A 21,341-nucleotide genomic window follows, 5' to 3' on the forward strand; every position below is an offset into this window, starting at 1 on the left:
CGGCCGTGCGCACGCAGCGCGACGACCATGCCTACCTAGGAGTGCCGCACAGCGCCGCGCGGCTACCGGTATTTGCATGAATTTTTTCTTACATCGGCGCCGGCGCGCTGCGGATCGTCACCGCCTGCGCGTCGCGGTGCACCTGCACGTTCGGCAGGCTGCCCAGGTAGGCGACGAAGGCTTCCGGATCGCGCAGGTGGAACACGCCGCTGATCCGGCGCGCGGCCAGCGCCGGATCGGCGATGCGCAGCGGCTGCGTGGTGTAGGCGTTGAACAGCCGCGCCACCTCGGCCACGCTGCGGTCGTGCACGCCGACCTGCGCCGGCAGCCAGGCGGTGGCGCCGGCGATGTCGGCATGCGCGTCCAGCCCCAGCAACCGGCCGTGCGGATCCAGCCGCGCCTGCTGGCCGCCGCCCAGGTCGGCCAGCTGCGCGCCCTCGCTGGGCAGCGCACTGTGCCGCCACCACGGATGCGCGCCGCGCAGCACGTGCACGCGCCCCTGCAGCACGGTGACGCGGGTGCCGCCGGCGTGTTGGTCGACGCCGAACACGGTGCCGATGTCGCGCAGCACCAGGGTGCCGACGCTGACCCGCAGCGGCCGCGCCGGATCGTGGCCGAGATCGAACAGCGCCTTGCCGCGCAGCAGCGCGATGTCGCGGCGCTGCGCGCCGTAGCGCACCGCGATGGCGCTGCCGCGGTCCAGCCGCACCACGCTGCCGTCGGCCAGCGCGACGTCACGCCCGGCATCGGCGCCGGCGGCGTAGACCGTCGTCGCGACCGTATCCGGCGCCGCCAGCTGCGTGGTCATGCCGATCGCCGCCAGCGCGAGCACGGCTGCCAAGCCGAACGCCCAACGCCGGTTGCGCTTGCGTACCACCGGCGCCGCTCGCGGGCGCGGCGGCGCCGCGCGGCCGAGTTCGGGCCGCAACGGCACCACCACCGCGCCGCTGTGGCGCGCATGCGCGCACAGCTGTTCGCTGCTGGCCTGCTGCGATTGCGCCGCGGCCTGCAGGTCCTGGTGCAGGTGCGCGATGCCCAGGTATTCGGCCACGTGGGTGGGCGATTGCCGCAGCCAGGCCAGGAACTCGGCCTGCTGCACCGGCGCCAGCGGCGCTTCGCGCTGGGCCAGGTACCAGGCCGCGGCGGCCGCCGCGATCGGCGACTCACGCATAGCGCGCCATGCCCTGCCGGCACACCGCCAGACCCTTGATGATGTACTTCTTGACCATGTGGCTGGAGATCTGCAGCTGCTCGGCGATGTCCTGGTAGCCGAGTTCGTCGCGGTAGCGCAGCACCATCGCCGCGCGGCATTTCGGCGGCAGCCGCGCCATCAGTTCGGCCAGGCGCTGCCGGCGCTGCGCGCGATGCACCTGCGCATCGGCTTCGCACGGCACCGCCAACCGCTCCAGCACCTCGTCCAGGCAGGTGTCGCGCTGCGTGCTGCGCTGGTTGAGCAGCGCGTGCTCGCGCATCAGGTTGGCGGCGATGGTGAACAGATAGGCTTCCGGATTGGCGATCTCCGGCGCATGCGCCTCGCTGCGCTGCAGGCGCAACCACACTTCCTGCACCAGGTCCTCGGCATCCCATGCCGCAGCGCGACGGCGCAGGAAATAGCGGCTGAGCGACGGCCGCCACTGCAGGAACAGCCGCGACAGCACCGGCAAGGGTTCGGGACGCACCACGCGCTCGCAGGGTCGGAAAGGCCTGCGATGCTGGTCGCGGCAGATGACAGTCCGATGACGTTCGCGCAGCGCAGGCGCATCCGCCCGGCTGCCCCCCAGCCGGCATTCAGACACGCGGCGAGACCAGCCGCGTCCGCTCGATCGGCGACCATGGCGCGGCCGGCCCGCCCCACGCCCGCTCCGATGGCGCGGCGGCAACCGCGCTAGGATCACAGGCGTCCTCGCCAGGAAAGCCCGCATGTTTGCCACTTCGCTGCCGCTGCGCCTGCAGCGCTACGCCGCCGCCGGCACCATGCCCGGCCATGCGCACGATGACGCGTGGCTGTGCCTGGTGCTGGCCGGCAGCTACGAGGAGTCGATCCTGGGCCGGAGCCGGCGCCACGGGCCAGGCGATCTGCTGTTCTGCCCGGCCAATACGCCCCACAGCCAGCGCTTCGGTGCCGACGGCGCGTTCAAGCTGCTGCTGGCACCGCCGCCGCACTGGCTGGACTATCTGCGCGAGCGCGGCGTGGCATTGGCGCAGGCGCCGCACCTGCGCCGCTCGGCGCAGGCCTTGCGCATCGGTGCGCAGCTGCGCCTGGAGTACGCGACCGGCGATGCCTACTCGGCGCTGGCGTGCGAAGGCCTGGCGCTGGAACTGCTTGCCAGCCTGGGCCGCGGCGAGACCGGGAACACGCCCGGCGCCGCACCGGCGTGGCTGCGCCGGGTCCGCCAATGCCTGGACGAGGCGCCCGCCGAGATCGCCGTGACCGACCTGGCGCGGATCGCGCAGCGCCACCCGGCGCATGTCGCCCGCGCCTTTCGCGCGTGCTACGGCTGCACCCCCGGCGACTACCGGCGGCGCGCGCAGGCCGATCGCGCCGCCGCACTGCTGCGCGGATCGCGCCAGCCGCTGCTGGAGATCGCCCTGGCCTGCGGCTACGGCAGCGCGGCGCACTTCTCGCGCTCGTTCAAGGCCGCCTACGGCATGTCGCCCTCGCGCTACCGGGACGGCAGCCGGTAGATGTCCTCGCCGCCGCATCGCCGCGGCCGGCGTTCCGTATGCGGGACAGGATGTCCTTCACACCGGCCTTCCGTTGCGTCGCTCCCGCCCCATATCGCAAGGATTGCCGCCTCCCTCTCAGCCGGCGTTCGCACGAAGGACCGCTTCATGACCGACCCCGTCGTCCAGATCAAGCCGCTTGGCTTTCCATGGGAAACGATCGACCCATTCCTGTTCTGCGTCCACCACGCCGACGCCTACCCCGCCGGCAACGGCGCGATGGGCCCGGCGGCGTCGCTCGCGGGCCGCGCCATCGGCCAGGACTTCAGCCGCAAGGACGGCTGGAGCATGTATCACGGCGAGCGCATCCCCGGCTTTCCCGGCCACCCGCACCGCGGCTTCGAGACCGTGACCATCGTGCGCCAGGGCCTGATCGACCATGCCGATTCGCTCGGCGCGGCCGCACGCTTCGGCGCCGGCGACGTGCAGTGGGTGACGGCCGGGGCCGGCATCGTCCATTCGGAGATGTTCCCGCTGCTCGACAGCGCGGCGCCCAACCCGCTGGAACTGTTCCAGATCTGGCTCAACCTGCCGGCGCGCAGCAAGATGGTGGCGCCGCACTTCACCATGTTCTGGGCACAGGACGTGCCGCGCTTCAGCGCCACCGACGCCGCCGGCCGCACCACCGACGTGGCCTGCGTGGCCGGCCGCATCGGCCCGGTCGACGCCGCGCCCGGCAGCGCCGGCGGCCCGCTCGCGCCGCCACCGGATTCGTGGGCTGCGCAGGACGACGCCGACGTGGCCATCTGGACGATCCGCATGGCCCCCGGCGCACGCTGGACGCTGCCCGCCGCGCAAGGCCGGGGCACGCGCCGCAGCCTGTACTTCTTCAAGGGCGCAGCGGTGACCGTGGGTGGGCGCGAGGTGAGCAGCCATGCCGCCATCGAGTTGCGCGCCGACCAGCCGGTCGAACTGGTCAACGGCGATACGGCCGTGAGCGAGTTCCTGGTGCTGCAGGGCCGACCGATCGCCGAACCGGTGGCCCAGCATGGCCCCTTCGTGATGAACACCCAGGCCGAGATCGCACAGGCCATGGCCGACTACCGCCGCACCCAGTTCGGCGGCTGGCCTTGGCAAGACGAGGCGCCGGTGCACGGCAGCGACCCGAACCGCTTCGCGCGACATCCGGATGGGCGCGAGGAGCGGCCGGCGCCGCACGCGACAGCAGCGGGCGACACCAGCGCTTAGGCGCTGCCGGCGCCGGGCCGGTCATTGCGCGACAGGACCGACAACGCGCCGGCGCAGACCCGTGCTCCAGGCCGTGTGTCCATCGTCGCGCAGCTCGTGCAAGCATCGCGCAAGAATGCTGCTCGCGCGCAAGCAAGCGGCAGCGACCGGCTCTACAGTCGCCGCTCCGGATTGCCGAGAACCGCCATGCGCATCGTCTGTTCCCTGAGCCTGATCGTCCTGCTCGGCGCGCCCGGCGCCGTGGCCGCCGCAGCGAGCGCCGACACCGATCCGCTCTCGGCACGGATCGACGAGACCGCCTACTTCGCGACGGCAGAAAGCGAGCAACAGCAGCGCAAGGCGCTGATCGCGGCGATCGACGCCTTCGCCGCGCAGCCGGCTCCCGCCATCGCGCAGCTGGACGACTACATGGGCCGGGCCGACGCGCTGCTCGAGCGCGGCCGCCGCCATGAAGCCTATCTGCATCTGCTCGCCGCACGCGATATCGAAGACAGCCTCAGCGACACGGCACAAAGCGCAACAGACAACGCAGTCGGCCGGCTCCGGCGCGCGGTCGATGCGAGCCTGCGCAAGCTCGCGCAGCAACGGGCACTCGGCGCTGGCCAGGCACCCTCGCGCTACGCCTACCTGCTGCAGCAAGCGCAGCGCCGCGCGCCGCACGAACTGCCCGCCGAACAGGACGCCATCGTCGACGCGCTGGCCGATCCGGCCGCGTCCACCTATTGGAGCCTGTACCAGCAGATCCGGCGCACGACCCCTGCGGCCAAGATCGCCACTGCCAACGGCGAACGCGACGCCAACCGCGATGCCGACCTGCTTGCCGGCGACCGGCAACGCAGCGTGCGCCAGGCGGCCTGGCAACAACGCTGGGACGGCTATGCGGCGCGCGGCGACGTGTACGCGACGCTGCTGCTGGGCACGGTGCGCCTGACCGACGCCAGCGCGCGGCTGCACCACTTCGCCACGGCGCCGGACGCGGCCTATGCCGGCCGCGGATTCGACCGCAGCGACGTCGAGCGCACGCTGTCGGCGGTCAAGGCCGGCGCGGCGCACTATCGCCAGTACCAGCGGATGCGCGCCGCGCATGTGCAGGCCGTGCAGCATCTGGACAGCGCCGCGCCGTGGGACATGAAGCTGCCGGAGCCGGGCCTGGCGCTGCCGCAGTTCACCCTGGCGCAGGCGCGCGCCGCGGCGGTCGCGGCGGTACAGCCGCTGGGCAGCGACTATGCCGACCATTTCCGCGCCTTGCTCGACCCGGCGCAGCGGCGCCTGGACGTCGCCGGCACGCAGGGCCATCGGGTCGACGACGGATTTTCGCTCAGTGCGCAGGGCGTGCCGTCGGGCTTGTTCGTCGGCCGCTATGCGCCCTCGATCGAAGGCCCGCGCGTGCTGATCCACGAGGGCGGCCACGCCGTCCACCGGCAACTGATGAGCGAACGCGGCATCTCGCCGTTCTACCGCAACGGTCCGAGCTGGCTGTTCGAGAGCTATGCGATCCTCAACGAGATGCTGCTGTACGACCACCTGTACCGCAGCAGCGGCGAACCGCGCGCCAAGGCCTATTACCTGCAGGCGCTGATCGACGATCTGGCGTTCCAGATCTTCACGTCGGCCGAGGAAACCGAGCTGGAACAGGCGATCTACGACGGCGCGATCGCCGGCACGCTGCGCAACGCCGGCGACTTCGACGCGCTGACCGCCAGTATCTGGGGCCAGTACGGCGACTGGGACGCGCGCTATCCGCAGAGCCAGCACGCGTGGATGGGCAAGCGGCTGCTATACCAGGATCCGTTGTACCTGGTGAACTACCTGTATGCCGGCCTGCTGGCGAGCAGCCTCTACGACCAGGCCAGCACGGCCTCGCCGGGCTTCCAGACGCGTTACCACGCCCTGCTCAGCGATGGCTTCGCGGCGCCGCCGGACGCACTGCTGGCCACCTTCTTCGGCCATCCGGTCACCCCGCAGCAGCTGATGGCCCAGGCGATGGACGTGTTCGATGCGCGCGTGCGCGAACTCGACGCGCTCTACGCCACGCTGCCGCCGGCCGGCCGAATCGCTGGCGACATGGAGCGTGGCGACGATCGCGCCGGCGCCCAGCCCGCACCGGCTCAGTAACGCGCCGAGGCCAGCGCCTGCGCGCGTTCCAGTTGCCCGGCGATGCGGCTGCGCGCCTGCTGCAGCGCCTGCTTGGTCGCCTGCTGCTGCGCCGCCGGCATCAACTCGGCATCGATCACCGCCAGCGCATCGGAATAGCTGCGCACCATCGTCGCCATGTAGGCGTTCATGTACGCCGAATCGTCCTTCTCCTGGTCCAGCGCCTGCAGCTGCGCCTGGCCCTTGGCCGCCTGCGCGGCGATCTTCTGCGCATCGCCCGGGCCGCCCTTGCCGGCGTCCGCGGCCGCGGCGCCGTGGTGCGCGGCGACCACTTCGCGGGCGAAGTCGGCGACGCTGCCGCTGACGTTGCGCGACAGCGCCTGCTGCGACAGCGCCACCGCATTGCCTTCCAGCACCTGCAGCATCGCCTTGGCCGAGGCGTCGCCGGCGATCGGGGCGCGCCCGCTTTCGCCGCCGACCGGGGCCGCGGTCGGCGCCGGCGAGGTCGCCGGTGCGGTGCGCGAGGTCTGCTCGCCCGGCTTGCCGCAGCCACTCAGCGCCACGGCGGCCAGCGCCGCGAGAATCGAAAACCGGGTCGTGATGAGCCTCTGGGTCATGGGGTGCTCCTGGTTTGCCAGCCGCCACCTTGCCCAGGCGGTGCGCAAACCCGCGTGAATCGCCGCGCGTCCGCGGCGCGCCGCACCCACGGCGCAGCGGCGACCGGCGCGGCTGCGGGGCCAGCCGCGCCGACACCGTCAGTAGAAACCGGAAAGGTTCAGGAACCAGCCGCGCTGGTCGTACTCCAGCGCGGTCAGGTCGTCGCTGAAGGTGGTGAAGTTGTAGCCCACGCCGACCCGGAAGTTGTCCGACACCTGCCGATCCAGCCCGACCAGCCAGCCGCGCCGATCGCCGCCGTCCTGCACGCCGAGCCAGCGGTATTCGGCCAGCCCGTCCCATTGCGCGATCAGCCGGTAGCGCAGCTGCACCGCGGCGAAGTCCACCCGGCTGTCGAGCCAGCTGCCGCGGCCGCGGCCGGCGCGGTACTCGCCCCAGCGCCCGGCCAGCTTGCCGCCCAGTTCCCAGCGGTCGTTCAACTGCACGATGCCCTCGAAGGACAGCACCTGCGAGCGCTGGTCGTAGCGGTTGCCGCCGTCCTGGCCCAGCGAGGCGACGTCGTAGAGGTAGGTGTACTTGCCGAACGCGGCCCAGCGGGAGGTGTCGTGCGGGCGCCAGGCGAAGCCCAGGTTGGCCTCGGCCAGCTTGGCGCCGGCCAGCGGGTTGAGGTCGTCGCGGGTGTCGGCGTAGTTGGCGCGCGCGGCGATGCGCCAGTCCTCGTTGAGCTTGAACAGCAGACGGTGCGTGGTGACCCATTGTTCGCGCTGTTCGGCGCCGCGGTCGCGGCGGTACTCCAGCTTGCTGGCCCACTGCATGCGCGGATCGGTGCGGCCACCGTTGACGCTGTAGGCCTGGCGGTCCACGCGGCCGCTGGCGGCGTCCAGTGCGCCGTCCATCACCGTGAAGCCCAGGTTCCAGCCCGGTGCCGGGGTGAAGTCCAGGCCGAAGGTATGCGCCAGGCCGGCGCTGTCGCTGCGGCGGTCCTTGAGGTATTGGCTTTCGTTGTAGACGTTGACCTGGTTGCTCACGCGCCAGCGCTGGCCCAGGGTCCAGCCGCTTTGCAGGCTGCTGTCCAGCAGCGGGTCGCGTTCGGTGCTGTCGGTGCTGTAGCTGTAGGCGCCGTACACGGTGTGGTCCGGGCTCAGCCGGTATTCGGCGTCGAGCTTGCCGCCCTGGCCGCGGCTGCCGCTGCTGGCCTCGGCACCGACGCTGGAACGGTCGCCGAACAGATAGCGCGCGCCCAGGGTGAGCAGGTTGTTGCGATCGTAGCGGCCGCTGTCGTCGTCCACCGTGTACTGGCCGGTGGCGTACAGCTCCAGCGTGTCGTTCACGCGCTGGCGGTAGCTCAGCGCCGCCAGCAGCGCGTCGGCATCGCCGCTCTGCAGGCGCTCCTGCACGCTGCGCAGTTCCGCGCCCAGCTGCGCATCCTGGCCCAGCCGCCAGTCGCCGGTGAGCTGGGCCTGCTGCAGCGATTGCGCATCGCGCTGCACGCGGCTGTAGCGGCCGTACAGGCTGAAGGCGTCGCTGAAATAGCCGAGGAATTCACCGCCGTATTCCTCCACCTCCGCCCCGGTATCGAAGCGCGACACCGAGAAGCCGGCATCGACCCGGCGGTGCCAGGCGCCCAGCGTCCATTCCTGTTCGGTCCAGCCCAGTTCCTTCAGGTTGGCGCGCGCCTCCAGCGCATGCGCGCGGCCCGCGCGCGCCTGCCCCAGCGGATTGCGCTGGACGAAGCTCAAGCCGCCGTTGTCCGAATAGAAGATCGGCGCCACCGTGGCTGCGCTGCGGCTGGTTTCCAGTTTCAGGTAGGTGCCGCGCCCGGCCTGCAGGGTCAGGTCGGCGCCCTTGAGCGTGTAGTCCTCGCCGCTGCGGTTCTCCTGGATGTAGGTGGCGCCGACGGCGAGGTGCTCGCCCAGCCAATGCCGGCCGCGCACGCCACCGCTGGTGTCGTCGGCGTCGAAGCCGGTGGGAACGTATTCGTAATCGGCGAGCAGCCGCTGTTCGTAGCCGTCCAGCGGGGTATCGCGGGTCAGCGTGCGCACGTTCTCGCGGGTCACCTGCGCCAGCGGCCGGGTCAGCAGCAGCCGGCCCTGCATCTCGTCGATCTCGTAGTCCACGCCGCGCTGCAGGGTCACGCGCGCCTCGGCGCGGCCGCTGCTGCGCTCGCGCACCTCCAGCACCACCTGCTCGGAACCGGGCAGCACGTCGGTATGGCGCAGGTAGTACAGGCTGCCGCCGGTACCGAGGAATTCGCTGTGTCCCGGTGCGCTCTGCGCCTGCGAGGCGAACACCTTCAGCCGCGTGCGCGGCTCGCCCAGCGCGGTCGCGTTGCGCGCGCGCCAGTCCAGCGCGGCGCCGTACAGCGAGCGGTTGTACTGGGCGTACTCGGTGCCGGTGATGCCGGTGGCGAAATTGCCCCACAGCGCCTGGCTCTGGTCCCAATCCACGCGCAGGTACAGCTTGCCCTGGGTGTCGACGTCGCGGTAGGTGGTGGAGTCGTCGCCGTACACCGGGTAGTACAGGTCCGGATCCAGGCGCCGGAACACGTCCTGCGGATCGGCATCGGTGAAGCCGTCGAACAGCTGCCCGATCTGGTTCTCGCGGGTATCGGCATGCGCGGTGAGCAGGTATTTGCCGCGCAGCTTGCCTTTCAGGTAGAACGCCAGCCGGCCCTCGCTGAGGAAGTCGTGCTGGTCGCGCGTGGCCTCGAGCAGCGGCTGGGTATTGCCGCTGCTGCGGTTCTGCGACAGGGTCAGGTCGGCCAGCGCGACCAGATAGGCATAGCGGCCGGTCACGTTGACGTCGATGCTGCTGCGCAGCGGCGGCGCGTCCTGGCGCGCGGCCTCGATGCGGTACTGATGGCTGCCCACCGGCTCGAGGAATTCGGCGACGAACTTGCCTTCCTGGTCCACCGGGAATATCTGCCCGTTGATGGTCAGGCGCGTGCCGGCGGCGATGTCGCGGCCGTGCACGCGCACGCGCGAGCCGTACAGCGGGATGTTCTGCAGGCGCAGCGCGTTCTGGCCGTAGATGGCGTTGCTGATCTCCAGCGACTGCGCGGACTCGGCATCCAGCGCCTGGCCGAGCGTGCGTTGCACCTGGGTGCGCAGTTGCTGCGCGCCGCGTTCGAAATCGGCTTGCGACACCAGTTGCATGCGCTGGATCACGGTCTCGTCGAAACTGCCGTCGTGGCCGTAGGCGCGCGCCACGTACAGCAGCTCGTCGCCTTCGCGCAGGTGCAGCGACGCCGGCAACGCGCCGTCCCATTGCGCCTCGCCGACGCTGGCCGCCGGCAGCGCCAGCGTCGCCAATGGCGTGACCAGATCGGTGTCGCTGCCGCGGTACAGGCTCACCTGCACCCGCTCGATGAACGAGGCGTAGTTGCTGTAGCCATGGAAACGCACCGGGCGCGCGATGCGGCCGTTCTCGAACGGCACCATGCTGCTGGCCTGCACGTTCAACACCGGCTCGGTCATCGCCGGGTCTTCGGTGGCCCAGATCATGCCGCCGCCGGGCAGGTCGATGGCCAACTGGCCGGGCGCGAGCGCGCGATCGCTGGCGGGAGTGGAAGCGGCCACGGGGCGCGGCATCCTCGCCGGCGCCGACGGCGCCGCCGTCTCGATTTGCAGCGGCGCGCGTGCGGTGCCGGGCTCGCGCACGCGGAACAACAGCGTGTCGCCGGCACGGCAACCGTCGATGTCGCATTCGACCGACGCCTCGCCTTCGCGCTCTTCGCCGCTGCGTTCCTCGGCGCTGCGCAGTTCGGCCGTTTCCGCCGCCATGGCCGGCATCGCGCCCAGCGCCGCCACCATCCACGCCCCGAAAAGACGCGTGCAAACCCCTGTCTTGACCATGTCCATCGCTGTTCTCCTCAGGGGCGGCCGGCATCGGCCGAGGCGTCGGAAGGCGGCGCTGCCTGCACCCGCAATCGGGGTCGGACCTGCGCCTGCAGCCATTGCGCGAGCGCGGCGTCCAGCGCCTGCGCGCGGCGGCGGCCCAATGCGGCGTCCTGCGCGCCGCGGCCGGTGGCGATCTCCACCACGCCACCGCCGCGCCGGTTGATCGCCTGCGCGATCGGCTCCAGCAGCGGCCGGTACTGCGGCCGCAACGATGTGCCGCCCGGTTCGAACAACGCCTCGCCCAGCCCGATCGCATCGCTCACCGTCAGCAGCGGCGGCGCGCTGCCGGCATCGCGCAGTTCCACCCGGGTCTGTGCCGCCACGTCCGCCGGCAGCTGCGCCGCCAGCGCGGCATGCACGGTTTGCGCACGCTGCAACCCGAGCGCTTCGCCAGCGCCATGCAACGGCAGCTGCAGATGGCCGCCACCGGCTTCGCGCAGCAGCTGCGCGATGCGTTCGAGCGTGCCGGCGTAGCGCTGCCGCAGCTGCGCATTGCCCGGTTCGAACAGCGCCTGGCCCAGTTCCACCTCGGGATACGCCGCATCGCGTTGGCGCTGGCCGCGCTCGCCGCCGCGATCCAGGCTTGCGCCCGGCGGGCCTGCGTCCGGCAGGCGCACGCCGAAGTCGAAGCGCACCGGCAAGCCTGGCGTGATGCGCCGCACGCGCGGATTCTCGCTGGTGAAGACGGTGCCTGGCGGCAGCGTGGCCGCGTCCACCTTGAGGATGAAGTTGCTGCCGCGCCCCGCCGCCGGCGCGATGCCGACCAGGTGGAAGCGGCCGTGGGCATCGGTCTCCATCAGCAAGCCTTCGGCCGAGCCGATGCGCACGCCGGGCACGCCGAGTTCGCCGGCATCCTGCACCCCGTTGCCGTTGCGGTCATCGAAGACGCTGCCGACGATCAGGCTCTCGTCCAGCATCGGGTCGCCCACCACCTCCACATCGGCGCTGGCCAGATTGCTGATCTGGCTGCCGTCGGCACTCTGCATCAGCGCGCGATTGGTGTGAATGCCGGGGCCGACGCCGGCGCCCACGCGCATCACATAGGCGAAGGTCGCGCGCTGGCCGCTGGCGATATCCACCGCCGCCACGCGCAGCGGCGAGGTGCCGGTCAACGCACCGGCGCCGTCCGCGTCGCCGACCTGCAACTGGCCATGCACGTAACTGAAGCCGGGCGGCGGCGTATCCAGCAGGGCCACGCCCACCGCATCCACCGCGCCCACGTTCTCCACGGTCAGCGTGTAGCGCACCAGGTCGCCGATGCGCACGCTGCGCTGCGCGGCCTGCTTGCTCACCCGCAACACCACCGGGTCGGCGGCCACGGCCACCGTCACCTGCGCCACCGCGCACATCCGCTCGGGGATGGACATATCGCAGACCCGGTAGCTGAAGCGGTCCTCGCCGACGAAGTCGGCCACCGGCGTGTAGACGCATGCCGCCTGCGCGCAGCGGGCCTCGCCATTGCCCGGTGCGACCGCCACGCTCAGCGACGCCGGGTCGATCGGTGCGGCGGTGGTGCTGTCGTTGGCCAGCACGGCGATGCTCACCGGTTGCGGATGCACCGTGCTGGCGCGGTCGTCCACCACCGCGATGTCGTTTGCGGCCACCGTCACCACCACCGCCGCGGTGGCGCAGTCGAGCGGCCTGCTCGACGAGCAGACGGTGTAGCTGAAGGTATCCACGCCGCTGAAGTGCAGCGCCGGGGTATACGCCAGGCTGCCATCGCCCCGCATCTGTACGGTGCCGGCCTGCGGCGTGGTGACGCTGCTCAGCGATACCATCGTGGTATCGGCAGGGACGCCTTCGTGGAAATCGTTGGTCAACACCCACACCAGCACCGTGGTGTTCTGCGCGACCGAGGCCGTGTCCTCCTGTGCCTGCACGATGCCCGCCACCACTGCGACCGTGGCCGTTGCGTTGTCGCAGCGGGCAGGATTGCTCGCTGCGCAGATCCGATAGGCCAGCGTGTAGCTGCCGGCCGCGGTATTGGCGGCCACGTCCAGACTGCCGTCGGCGTTGATCGTCAGCGGGCCGGCGGCGACCGGTGCCAGCACGATGTCGGCTGCCGCCACCGGCGCACCGTTGAAGGTGTCGTTGGCCAGCACGTTGATCACCGCGATGGCGCCGGCGGTGCCGTTCACCGGACCGGCGCTGTCGTCCACCGCATCCAGCACGGCGCCGCTGCCCACGGTGATGGTGACCGTGGCGCCGTCGCAGTTGCCCGGGTTGGCGATTTCGCACAGCTGGTAGCTGGCGGTGTAGCTGCCGGGTGCGGTATTGGCCGCCACGCTCACCGTGCCGTCGGGGTTGATCGTCAGCGGGCCGTTGTTGTTCGGGATCAGCGTCACCTGCGATGGCGTCACCGGCGTGCCGTTGAGCGTGTCGTTGGTCAGCACATTGGTGACCGCGGTGCCACCGGCAGTGCCGTCGACCGGACCGGCGCTGTCGTCGTTGGCCTGCAGGCTGCCATTGCCCACGGTGATGGTGATGGTGACTGTCGCGCTATCGCAGTTGCCCGGGTTGGCGATTTCGCACAGCTGGTAGCTGGCGCTGTAGCTGCCGGGTGCGGTATTGGCCGCCACGTTCACCGTGCCGTCGGGGTTGATCGTCAGCGGGCCGTTGTTGTTCGGGATCAGCGTCACCTGCGATGGCGTCACCGGCGTGCCGTTGAGCGTGTCGTTGGTCAGCACATTGGTGACCGCGGTGCCACCGGCAACGCCGTCGACCGGACCGGCGCTGTCGTCGTTGGCCTGCAGGCTGCCATTGCCCACGGTGATGGTGATGGTGACTGTCGCGCTATCGCAGTTGCCCGGGTTGGCGATTTCGCACAGCTGGTAGCTGGCGCTGTAGCTGCCGGCCGCGGTATTGGCCGCCACGTCCACGCTGCCGTCAGGATTGATCGTCAGTGGGCCGTTGTTGCTCGGCGTCAGCGTCACCTGTGCAGGGTTCACCGCCACGCCGTTGAGCGTGTCATTGGCCAGCACGTTGATGACCGCGATGCCGCCGGCAGTGCCGTCGACCGGACCGGCGCTGTCGTCGTTGGCCTGCAGGCCACCGGTGCCGACGGTGATGGTGACCGTGGCGCCGTCGCAGTTGCCAGGATTGGCGACTTCGCACAGCTGGTAGCTGGCGGTGTAGCTGCCGGGTGCGGTGTTCGCCGCCACGTCCACGCTGCCGTCGGGGTTGATCGTCAGCGGGCCGCTGTTGTTCGGGGTCAGTATCACTTGCGATGGCGTCACCGGCGTGCCGTTGAGCGTGTCGTTGGTCAGCACATTGGTGACCGCGGTGCCACCGGCAACGCCATCGACCGGACCGGCGCTGTCGTCGTTGGCCTGCAGGCTGCCATTGCCCACGGTGATGGTGACCGTGGCGCCGTCGCAGTTGCCAGGATTGGCGACTTCGCACAGCTGGTAGCTGGCGGTATAGCTGCCGGGCGCGGTGTTCGCCGCCACGTCCACGCTGCCGTCGGGGTTGATCGTCAACGGGCCGCTGTTGTTCGGGGTCAGCGTCACTTGCGATGGCGTCACCGGCGTGCCGTTGAGCGTGTCGTTGGTCAGCACATTGGTGACCGCGGTGCCACCGGCAACGCCGTCGACCGGACCGGCGCTGTCGTCGTTGGCCTGCAGGCTGCCATTGCCCACGGTGATGGTGACCGTGGCGCCGTCGCAGTTGCTGGGATTGGCGACTTCGCACAGTTGGTAGCTGGCGGTATAGCTGCCGGGCGCGGTGTTCGCCGCCACGTCCACGCTGCCGTCGGGGTTGATCGTCAGCGGGCCGCTGTTGTTCGGGGTCAGCGTCACCTGCGATGGCGTCACCGGCGTGCCGTTGAGCGTGTCGTTGGCCAGTACGTTGGTGACCGCGGTGCCGCCGCTGGCGCCGTCGACCGGACCGGCACTGTCGTTGTTGGCCAGCAGGGTGCCGTTGCCGACGGTCACGGTCACCGTGGCGCTGTCGCAGTTGCCCGGATTGAGCACCTCGCACAGCTGGTAACTGGCGCTGTAGCTGCCGGCCGGGGTGTTGGCGGCGACGTCCACGCTGCCGTCGGGATTGATCGTCAACGGGCCGCTGTTGCTTGGGGTCAGCGTCACCTGCGCAGGCGTCACCGGCGTGCCGTCGAGGGTGTCGTTGGCCAGCACGTTGGCGACCGCGGTGCCGCCGCTGCTGCCGTTGACTGGACCGGCACTGTCGTCGTTGGCCAGCAGGGTGCCGTTGCCGACGGTCACCGTGACCGTGGCACTGTCGCAATTGCTTGGGTTGAGCACTTCGCACAGCTGGTAACTGGCGCTGTAGCTGCCGGCCGGGGTGTTGGCGGCGACGTCCACGCTGCCGTCCGGATTGATGGTCAGCGGGCCGCTGTTGCTCGGCGTCAGCGTCACCTGCGCAGGCGTCACCGGCACGCCGTCGAGGGTGTCGTTGGCCAGCACGTTGGCGACCGCGGTGCCGCCGCTGCTGCCGTTGACCGGACCGGCGCTGTCGTCCAGCGCCTGCATCGCGGCGGTCGCGACCGTGATGGTGACGGTCGCGCTGTCGCAGTTGCCCGGGTTGAGTACTTCGCACAGCTGATAGCTGGCGCTGTAGCTGCCGGCCGGCGTATTGGCCGCCACGTCCACCGTGCCGTTGGCATTGATCGTCAGCGGGCCGTTGCTGCTCGGGGTCAGCGTCACCTGCGCCGGCGACACGGCGGCGGCGCCCAGGGTGTCGTTGCTCAGCACGTTGATGACCGCGAGGGCGCCGGTGCCGCTCACCGGGCCGGCGATGTCGTCCACCGCGTCCAGGCTGCCGCTGCCCACGGTCACGGTGACCGTGGCGCTGTCGCAATTGCCCGGGTTGAGCGCTTCGCATACCTGATAGCTGGCGCTGTAGCTGCCGGCCGCGGTATTGGCCGCCACGTCCACCGTGCCATCGGCATTGATCGTCAACGGACCGTTGCTGCTTGGGGTCAGCGTCACCTGCGCGGCGCTGACCACCACCCCGTTGAGGGTGTCGTTGCGCAGCACCTGGGTGACCGCGGTGGCGCCGGAAAGACCGTTCACCGGGCCGGCGCTGTCGTCGTTGGCGCGCAAGCTGGCCGCGCCAACCAGCACGGTGACGGTCGCGCTGTCGCAGTTGCCGGGGTTGAGCACCTCGCACAGCTGGTAGCCGGCGCTGTAGCTGCCGGCCGGGGTGCCGGCCGCCACATCCACGGTGCCGTCGGGATTGATCGTCAGCGGGCCGCTGTTGCTGGGCGTCAACGTCACCTGCGCCGTGCCGACCGCCATGCCATCCAGGGTGTCGTTGCCGAGCACGTTGACGAGCGCGGTGGCGCCATTGGCGCCGTTGATCGGCCCGGCGCTGTCGTCGGCGGCTTGCAGCGCGCCCGCGGCCACCGTGACGCTCACCTGGGCGCTGTCGCAGTTGCCGGGATTGCTGCGTTCGCAAAGCTGGTAGCCGAGGCTGTAGCTGCCGGCCGGGGTGCCCGCAGCGACGCTGACGCGGCCGTTGCCGGTGGCCAGGGTGATGCCGGGATGGGCGGCCGGCACGGTCACGCTCAGCAGCACGCTGGCGGTGCTGGGCACAGCGCCGTTCAACACGTCGTTGTCCAGCACGCTGGCCACGGCCACGCCGCCGCGGACGCCGGACACCGGCGGTCCGGCATCGTCGTTGGCCTGGATCTGCGCCGCCGCCACCACCACGGTGGCGGTGGCGCTGTCGCAATTGAGCGGATTGAGGGTTTCGCACAGGCGATAGGCCAGGCTGTAGCTGCCTGCGGCGGCGTTGGCGGCCACGTCCAGGGTGCCGTCGGCATTGATGGTCAACGGGCCGCCGCCGACCGGGACCAGCGTCGCCTGCGCAGGGACGAACGAGGCGCCGTCCAGGGTGTCGTTGTCGAGCACGTTGATCAACGCGACCGCGCCGCTGCTGCCGGTGCCGCCGGTGATCGGGCCAGCGCTGTCGTCGTTGGCCAGCAGTGCCGCGCTGGCCACCGTCACCGTCACCGTGGCGCTGCGGCAATTGGCCGGATTGAGGGTTTCGCAGATCCGGTAACCGGCGCTGTAGCTGCCGGCCGGCGTATTGGCCGCCACGTCCACGCTGCCGTCGGCATTGATGGTCAGCGGACCGTTGCTGGTCGCCGCGAGCGTCACCTGCGCCAGGCTCGCCGCCGCACCGTTGACGCTGTCGTTGCCGAGCACGTTGACCACGGCGCTGGCGCCGCTGCGGCCGTTGACCGGGCCGGCGCTGTCGTTGTTCGCAGCGATCGTCGCAGCGGCGACGCTGATGGTGACGCTGGCGCTGTCGCAGTTGGCCGGATTGAGCGCCTCGCAGATCTGGTAACTGGCGCTGTAGCTGCCGACCGGGGTGTTCGCCGCCACGTCCACCGTGCCATCGGGGTTGATGGTCAGCGGGCCGCTGTTGCTCGGCGTCAGCACGATGTCCGCGGGCACGATCGCCACGCCATTGAGGGTGTCGTTGCCGAGCACGTTGACGACCGCGGTGGCGCCGTTGCCGCCGGCGACCGGGCCGGCGACATCATCCACCGCGTCGATGGTGGCCGCACCGACGTTGACGGTGACCGTGGCGCTGTCGCAGTTGGCGGGGTTGAGCGTTTCGCAGATCTGGTAGCTGGCGCTGTAGCTGCCGGCGGGCGTGTTGGCGGCGACGTCCACCGTGCCGTCGGGGTGGATGGTCAGCGGTCCGTTGCTGGCCGGGGCCAGCGTCACCTGCGCCGGCGTCACCGCCACGCCGTCGAGCGTGTCGTTGCCGAGCACGTTGGTCACCGCGGTGGCGCCCGCGGTGCCGTCGACCGGGCCGGCGGTGTCGTCGGCGGCGTTGAGCACGCCCTGCACCACGCTGACGTTGACCGTGGCGCTGTCGCAGTTGGCGGGGTTGAGGGTTTCGCAGATCTGGTAGCTGGCGCTGTAGCTGCCGGCGGGTGTGTTGGCGGCGACGTCCACGCTGCCGTCCGCGTTGATCGTCAGCGGGCCGCTGTTGCCCGGCGTCAGCAGCACATCGGCGGCCAGCACCGCAGCGCCATTGAGGCGGTCGTTGTCGAGCACATTGAGCACCGCGCTGGCGCCGGTGCGGCCGCCGACCGGGCCGGCGCTGTCGTCCACCGCATCCAGGCTGCCGGCCACCACCGCGACGGTCAGCGTGGCGCTGTCGCAATTGCCAGGGTTCAGGGTCTCGCAGATCTGGTAGCTGGCGCTGTAGCTGCCGGCGGGCGTGTTGGCGGCGACGTCCACGCTGCCGTCGGGATTGATGGTCAGCGGACCGCTGTTGCTGGGCGTCAGCGTGAGTGCCGCCAGCGAGGCCGGCGCGCCATTGAAGCTGTCGTTGCCCAGCACATCGATCAACGCGCTGGCGCCGGTGCGGCCGTTGACCGGGCCGGCGCTGTCGTCCACCGCCTCCACGCTGGCGGCCGCCACCGCCACGGTGACCACTGCGCTGTCGCAGTTGCCGGGGTTGGCGGTTTCGCAGATCTGGTAGCCCAGCGTGTAGTTGCCGGCCGGCGTCCCGGCCGCCACGGCGACCTGGCCGGTGCCGGTATCCAGCGTCACGCCCGGGTTGGACGCCGGGGTGACAAGGCTCAGCAGCACATCTGCGACGGTCGCGACCGCGCCGGCCAGACTGTCGTTGCCCAGCACGTTGGCCACCGCCACGCCGCCGCTGGCGCCGACGATGGCGGTGGCGCCGGCATCGTCGTTGGCGACGATGGCATTGGCCTGCACCGGGATCGCCGGCACCGTGCCGCTGTCGTTGCCGGGATTGGGATCGCTCAGTCCCGGCGGCAGGGTGAAGGTGGCGGTGTTCGCGGCGATGGTGGCGGGCGTGAGCGTGGGCGCGGTGCCGGCGATATCGATCGTCACGCTGTCGCCCACCGCCACGTTGACGGTGACCGCGACATTGCCGCTACCGCCGGCGAGCGCGCAGCTGGATGCAGGCGACGCCGCTGCGCAGGTCCAGCTGACCGCGTCGAGTTGCGGCGGCACCACGTCGCGCACGACCACGCCGCCGGCCTGCGAGACGCCGCTGTTGGCGACCACGATGCGATAGCGCACCGCGCCGCCTGCCGCGACCGGGCTGCCGGTCAACAGAGTCTTGCTGACCGCCAGGTCGGCCTGCGCCGCCAAGGCATTGCTGTCCACCGCGGCGTTGTTGCCGACGTCGGGATCGGCGGTATCGCCCGGCAGGGTGACGGTGACGGTATTGGACAGCGTGCCGGGATACGACTGCGCCGCGGCGCTGCCGCTGCCCGCCAGCAACAGCGCCAGCCACCACCACGACAGCCGCGGCGCACGCGCCGGTGCGGGACAGGCATGGTCGGGCACGGAATGTCCGCAAAGCGGGTGGCTGGCGCTGGTGTCCATGCGAAGTCCTCGCGAATTCGGGGTGCGAGCGGCCGTCCGCTGCGGGGCGGCCTACTTTTTCGGGAAATGGGGAAGCCCGTCCGGCGCGTGCGCGCCGCGGGCGATCAGTACGTGCCGGGATCTATTCGGTAGTTGACCGGAACACTGATCGTGGCCTGCCCTCCGCTGGGCAGATCCACGGTGAGATTGACGCTGTTGCCGCCGGCGGCGCCGCCGCTGGCGGCGCCGCAGCTACCGACGTTGGCCGTGCAGGTCCAGGCTGCCGACAGCTCCACCCCGCCCGGCAGCACGTCGTTGACCACCGCGCCGGTCACCGCGTCCGGCCCGGCGTTGGCGACCGTGATCACATAGGTGGCGCTACCGCCAGGCAGGTAGCCGGATGCGCCGTCGGATTTGCTGATCGACAGGTCGGCCTGCCGCGTGCGGTTGCTGAGGCGGCAGGTGAGCGTGACCGGCGCAGCCGTCTGCGCCGGCGCGGTCAGCGCGAATCCGGTACCGGTGCCGGAGCCGAACGCATTGCCATCCTGGTCGGTGCACGCCCAGCTGCTGACATAGCGGTTGAGCAGCGTGCCGCTGGTGGCGGTTTCGGCCAGTTGATAGACCGCGCCCGGCTCGGTGACGATCGGCGCGGTGGCGCCGCCATCGCCGACGCCGGACACCGCGGCACGCACCGCGCCGCCCTGGCTGATGCTCAGGTCGAAGCGCCCGGCATCGTTGGCGGGCTGCAAGGCCTTGGCCAGCGACAGCAGCGCGGCGCAGGCGCGGTTGGCGCTTTCCACGGTGAATACCGCATTGCCGATGCGGATCCCCAGCAAGCCCAGCAGATTGTCCAGCAACCCGCCCAACAGGCTCTGCAACACCGGTCGCAGGACCGTGCTGGCAGTGGCAGCCAGGGTGGTTTCGACCGCATTGACCACCGAATTGAGGATCGGCACCAGCGCCGCCGGCAAGGCGATCGGCAACCCCAGCAGGGTCACCACCGGCGTCCCGCTGGTCACCTGGACATCCAGGTTGTTGAGCAGATCGACGATCAGCGTGCCGGCACTCACCGTACCGGCGCTCGCCGTACGCGTCTGCGGAAACGGCGCGTTGACGGCGAAGCTCTGCAGCGACGGCGAGCCGGTCGCGGCGGCGCGCGCGGTCACCTTCAGCGGCACCCGCACCGCCACCGCGCCGACACCAGCCAGATTGACATTGAACCGCAGGTCCAGATTGTTCAGCGTGACCGGCGTGACCAGCGCATTGGTGAGCACGGTGCTGCGGTTGAAGAACACGTTGTCGGCGATCGTGCCTATATACAGATTCACCAGGCCAGGGCGAGCGTTGAAGCTCACCGCGCCGTTCAATGCATCCACCGCGGTCAGCGTGCCTTCGGCGCGGGCGATGTCGGCATACAACTGCAGTTTCAGCACATCGGCGCTGAGGCTGACGTTGGTCAGCCCCAGGCCGAGCGCGTTGATCGCGCCGACCACCGCTTGCAGGTTGAAGCCCTGCACCACGTCCAGGTTGAGCTTGGTGCGGATGGCGCCGGTATGGAACGACACGCCTTGCGTGCCGCAGGCATACACCGGCGGCTCCACCACCTGCAGCCAGAGCTGCACATTGGCCACCCCGGCAAGTCCCAGCGCCGCCGTGTTGACGCTCACCGGCTGCGGCGTGGTCAGCACGTTGCGGTAGTTGTACAACTGCGCCGCGCCGGTCACCAGGTCGAGCAGATCCAGTTCGACATCGGCCAGCGATCCCTTCGGCAGCGAGATCCGCAACAGGTCGGCCAAGCGCAGGTTGCCGCCGAGCGCGCCGATGCCCAGCGGCAACGCCGTCAACGCGTTCACCGCCGCGGTGTTGCCATCGGCCTGGGCCACCTGCACCAGTGCCAGCTGCAACTGCGCCAGGGTGATGTTGCTATTGAGGATCTGGGTGGTATCGCTCAGGCCGAGATTGAGGCCGAGCTGGGTGATGAGCGCGTTGAGATTGACGTCGGACTGGGCCAGCGCGTTCCAGTCGAGCACGCTGACGTTGACGTTGCTGCCGGGCAGCAGGGTCGCGAACAGGAGGTTGAGCAACGGTCCCTGGCTGCTGTCCACCTGCACCAGTCGCGGACCGGCCGACACGCAGGCGCCAGCGGTGCAACCCGCTTGTGCGCGTGCATTGCTCGCCAGGCCCAGCCCCAGACACAGCGCAAGCGCCAGACATGCCGCAACAAAGACGCGCCCGAATTTGGCGCGGGCGCAGTCGCCCATCGAAGCATGCCTCCCCATCTTTTCCCCCTGTTGAATTAACTTTGTGATGGTTATCCCATCGATCCCCTGAAAATGTCCTGTCTTGTCTTCCGATTAAGTCACTTAAATATTTTCGTATGACTTAATTTGGCGTTACTGATACGTTGATGGCACACCGCGAGACAGAACATCTCCAGCGAATGACATTCCGTCAAGCCAAAAAATGCAGGAATCATGCACAGAAATGCTTAGCAGCAAGC

Annotated in this window: 9 protein-coding genes; 3 read left to right on the forward strand and 6 right to left on the reverse strand. The window is 70.4% G+C overall.

Translation table 11 applies throughout. The features are described from left to right. Window positions 1-88 precede the first annotated feature (88 nt). Entirely contained in the window at window positions 89-1,171 is a 1,083-nt protein-coding gene (locus NRY95_21095) for a FecR domain-containing protein (GenBank protein ID UYC16145.1), read from the reverse strand. Continuing rightward, a complete protein-coding gene (locus tag NRY95_21100) occupies window positions 1,164-1,679 on the reverse strand; it encodes a sigma-70 family RNA polymerase sigma factor (protein UYC16146.1) in 516 nt (171 codons plus the stop codon). Before NRY95_21100 ends, NRY95_21095 begins: the two co-directional genes overlap by 8 nt. Window positions 1,680-1,920: 241 nt before the next feature. On the opposite strand from NRY95_21100, the gene NRY95_21105 reads away from it, so the two are divergent. The 3 genes from NRY95_21105 to NRY95_21115 all read left to right on the forward strand — a co-directional run bounded on the left by NRY95_21105 (window position 1,921) and on the right by NRY95_21115 (window position 6,027). Then, window positions 1,921-2,685, forward strand: a complete 765-nt coding sequence (locus NRY95_21105) for a helix-turn-helix domain-containing protein (protein UYC16147.1) — start codon at window positions 1,921-1,923, stop codon at window positions 2,683-2,685. 147 nt (window positions 2,686-2,832) lie between these two features. Then, the gene (locus NRY95_21110) at window positions 2,833-3,912 is read left to right on the forward strand and encodes a pirin family protein (protein UYC16148.1); all 1,080 of its coding nucleotides are present in this window, start codon (window positions 2,833-2,835) and stop codon (window positions 3,910-3,912) included. 186 nt (window positions 3,913-4,098) lie between these two features. Beyond that, entirely contained in the window at window positions 4,099-6,027 is a 1,929-nt protein-coding gene (locus NRY95_21115) for a M3 family metallopeptidase (GenBank protein UYC16149.1), read from the forward strand. Here the strand turns inward: NRY95_21115 and NRY95_21120 are convergent. The 4 genes from NRY95_21120 to NRY95_21135 form a co-directional block, all read right to left on the reverse strand. Continuing rightward, window positions 6,021-6,623, reverse strand: coding sequence for a DUF4142 domain-containing protein (locus NRY95_21120; protein ID UYC16150.1), 603 nt, complete (start codon window positions 6,621-6,623; stop codon window positions 6,021-6,023). The genes NRY95_21115 and NRY95_21120 overlap by 7 nt on opposite strands. Window positions 6,624-6,761: 138 nt before the next feature. Further along, entirely contained in the window at window positions 6,762-10,403 is a 3,642-nt protein-coding gene (locus NRY95_21125) for a TonB-dependent receptor (GenBank protein ID UYC16151.1), read from the reverse strand. A gap of 89 nt (window positions 10,404-10,492) precedes the next feature. Continuing rightward, a complete protein-coding gene (locus NRY95_21130) occupies window positions 10,493-18,823 on the reverse strand; it encodes an Ig-like domain-containing protein (GenBank protein ID UYC16152.1) in 8,331 nt (2,776 codons plus the stop codon). Between the two features lie 143 nt (window positions 18,824-18,966). After that, the gene (locus NRY95_21135) at window positions 18,967-20,973 is read right to left on the reverse strand and encodes a DUF11 domain-containing protein (GenBank protein UYC16153.1); all 2,007 of its coding nucleotides are present in this window, start codon (window positions 20,971-20,973) and stop codon (window positions 18,967-18,969) included. Window positions 20,974-21,341 lie beyond the last annotated feature (368 nt).

Origin of the sequence: Xanthomonas campestris pv. phormiicola (genome assembly GCA_025666215.1) — a bacterium.
Classification (GTDB): Bacteria; Pseudomonadota; Gammaproteobacteria; order Xanthomonadales; family Xanthomonadaceae; genus Xanthomonas_A; species Xanthomonas_A campestris_A.

Excerpts from the sequence above, each read along its gene's own strand:
- NRY95_21095 (UYC16145.1), bottom strand. The coding sequence starts at position 1,171 with ATGCGTGAGTCGCCGATCGCGGCGGCCGCCGCGGCCTGGTACCTGGCC.
- NRY95_21110 (UYC16148.1), top strand. The coding sequence starts at position 2,833 with ATGACCGACCCCGTCGTCCAGATCAAGCCGCTTGGCTTTCCATGGGAA.
- NRY95_21105 (UYC16147.1), top strand. The coding sequence starts at position 1,921 with ATGTTTGCCACTTCGCTGCCGCTGCGCCTGCAGCGCTACGCCGCCGCC.
- NRY95_21120 (UYC16150.1), bottom strand. The coding sequence starts at position 6,623 with ATGACCCAGAGGCTCATCACGACCCGGTTTTCGATTCTCGCGGCGCTG.
- NRY95_21125 (UYC16151.1), bottom strand. The coding sequence starts at position 10,403 with ATGGCGGCGGAAACGGCCGAACTGCGCAGCGCCGAGGAACGCAGCGGC.
- NRY95_21115 (UYC16149.1), top strand. The coding sequence starts at position 4,099 with ATGCGCATCGTCTGTTCCCTGAGCCTGATCGTCCTGCTCGGCGCGCCC.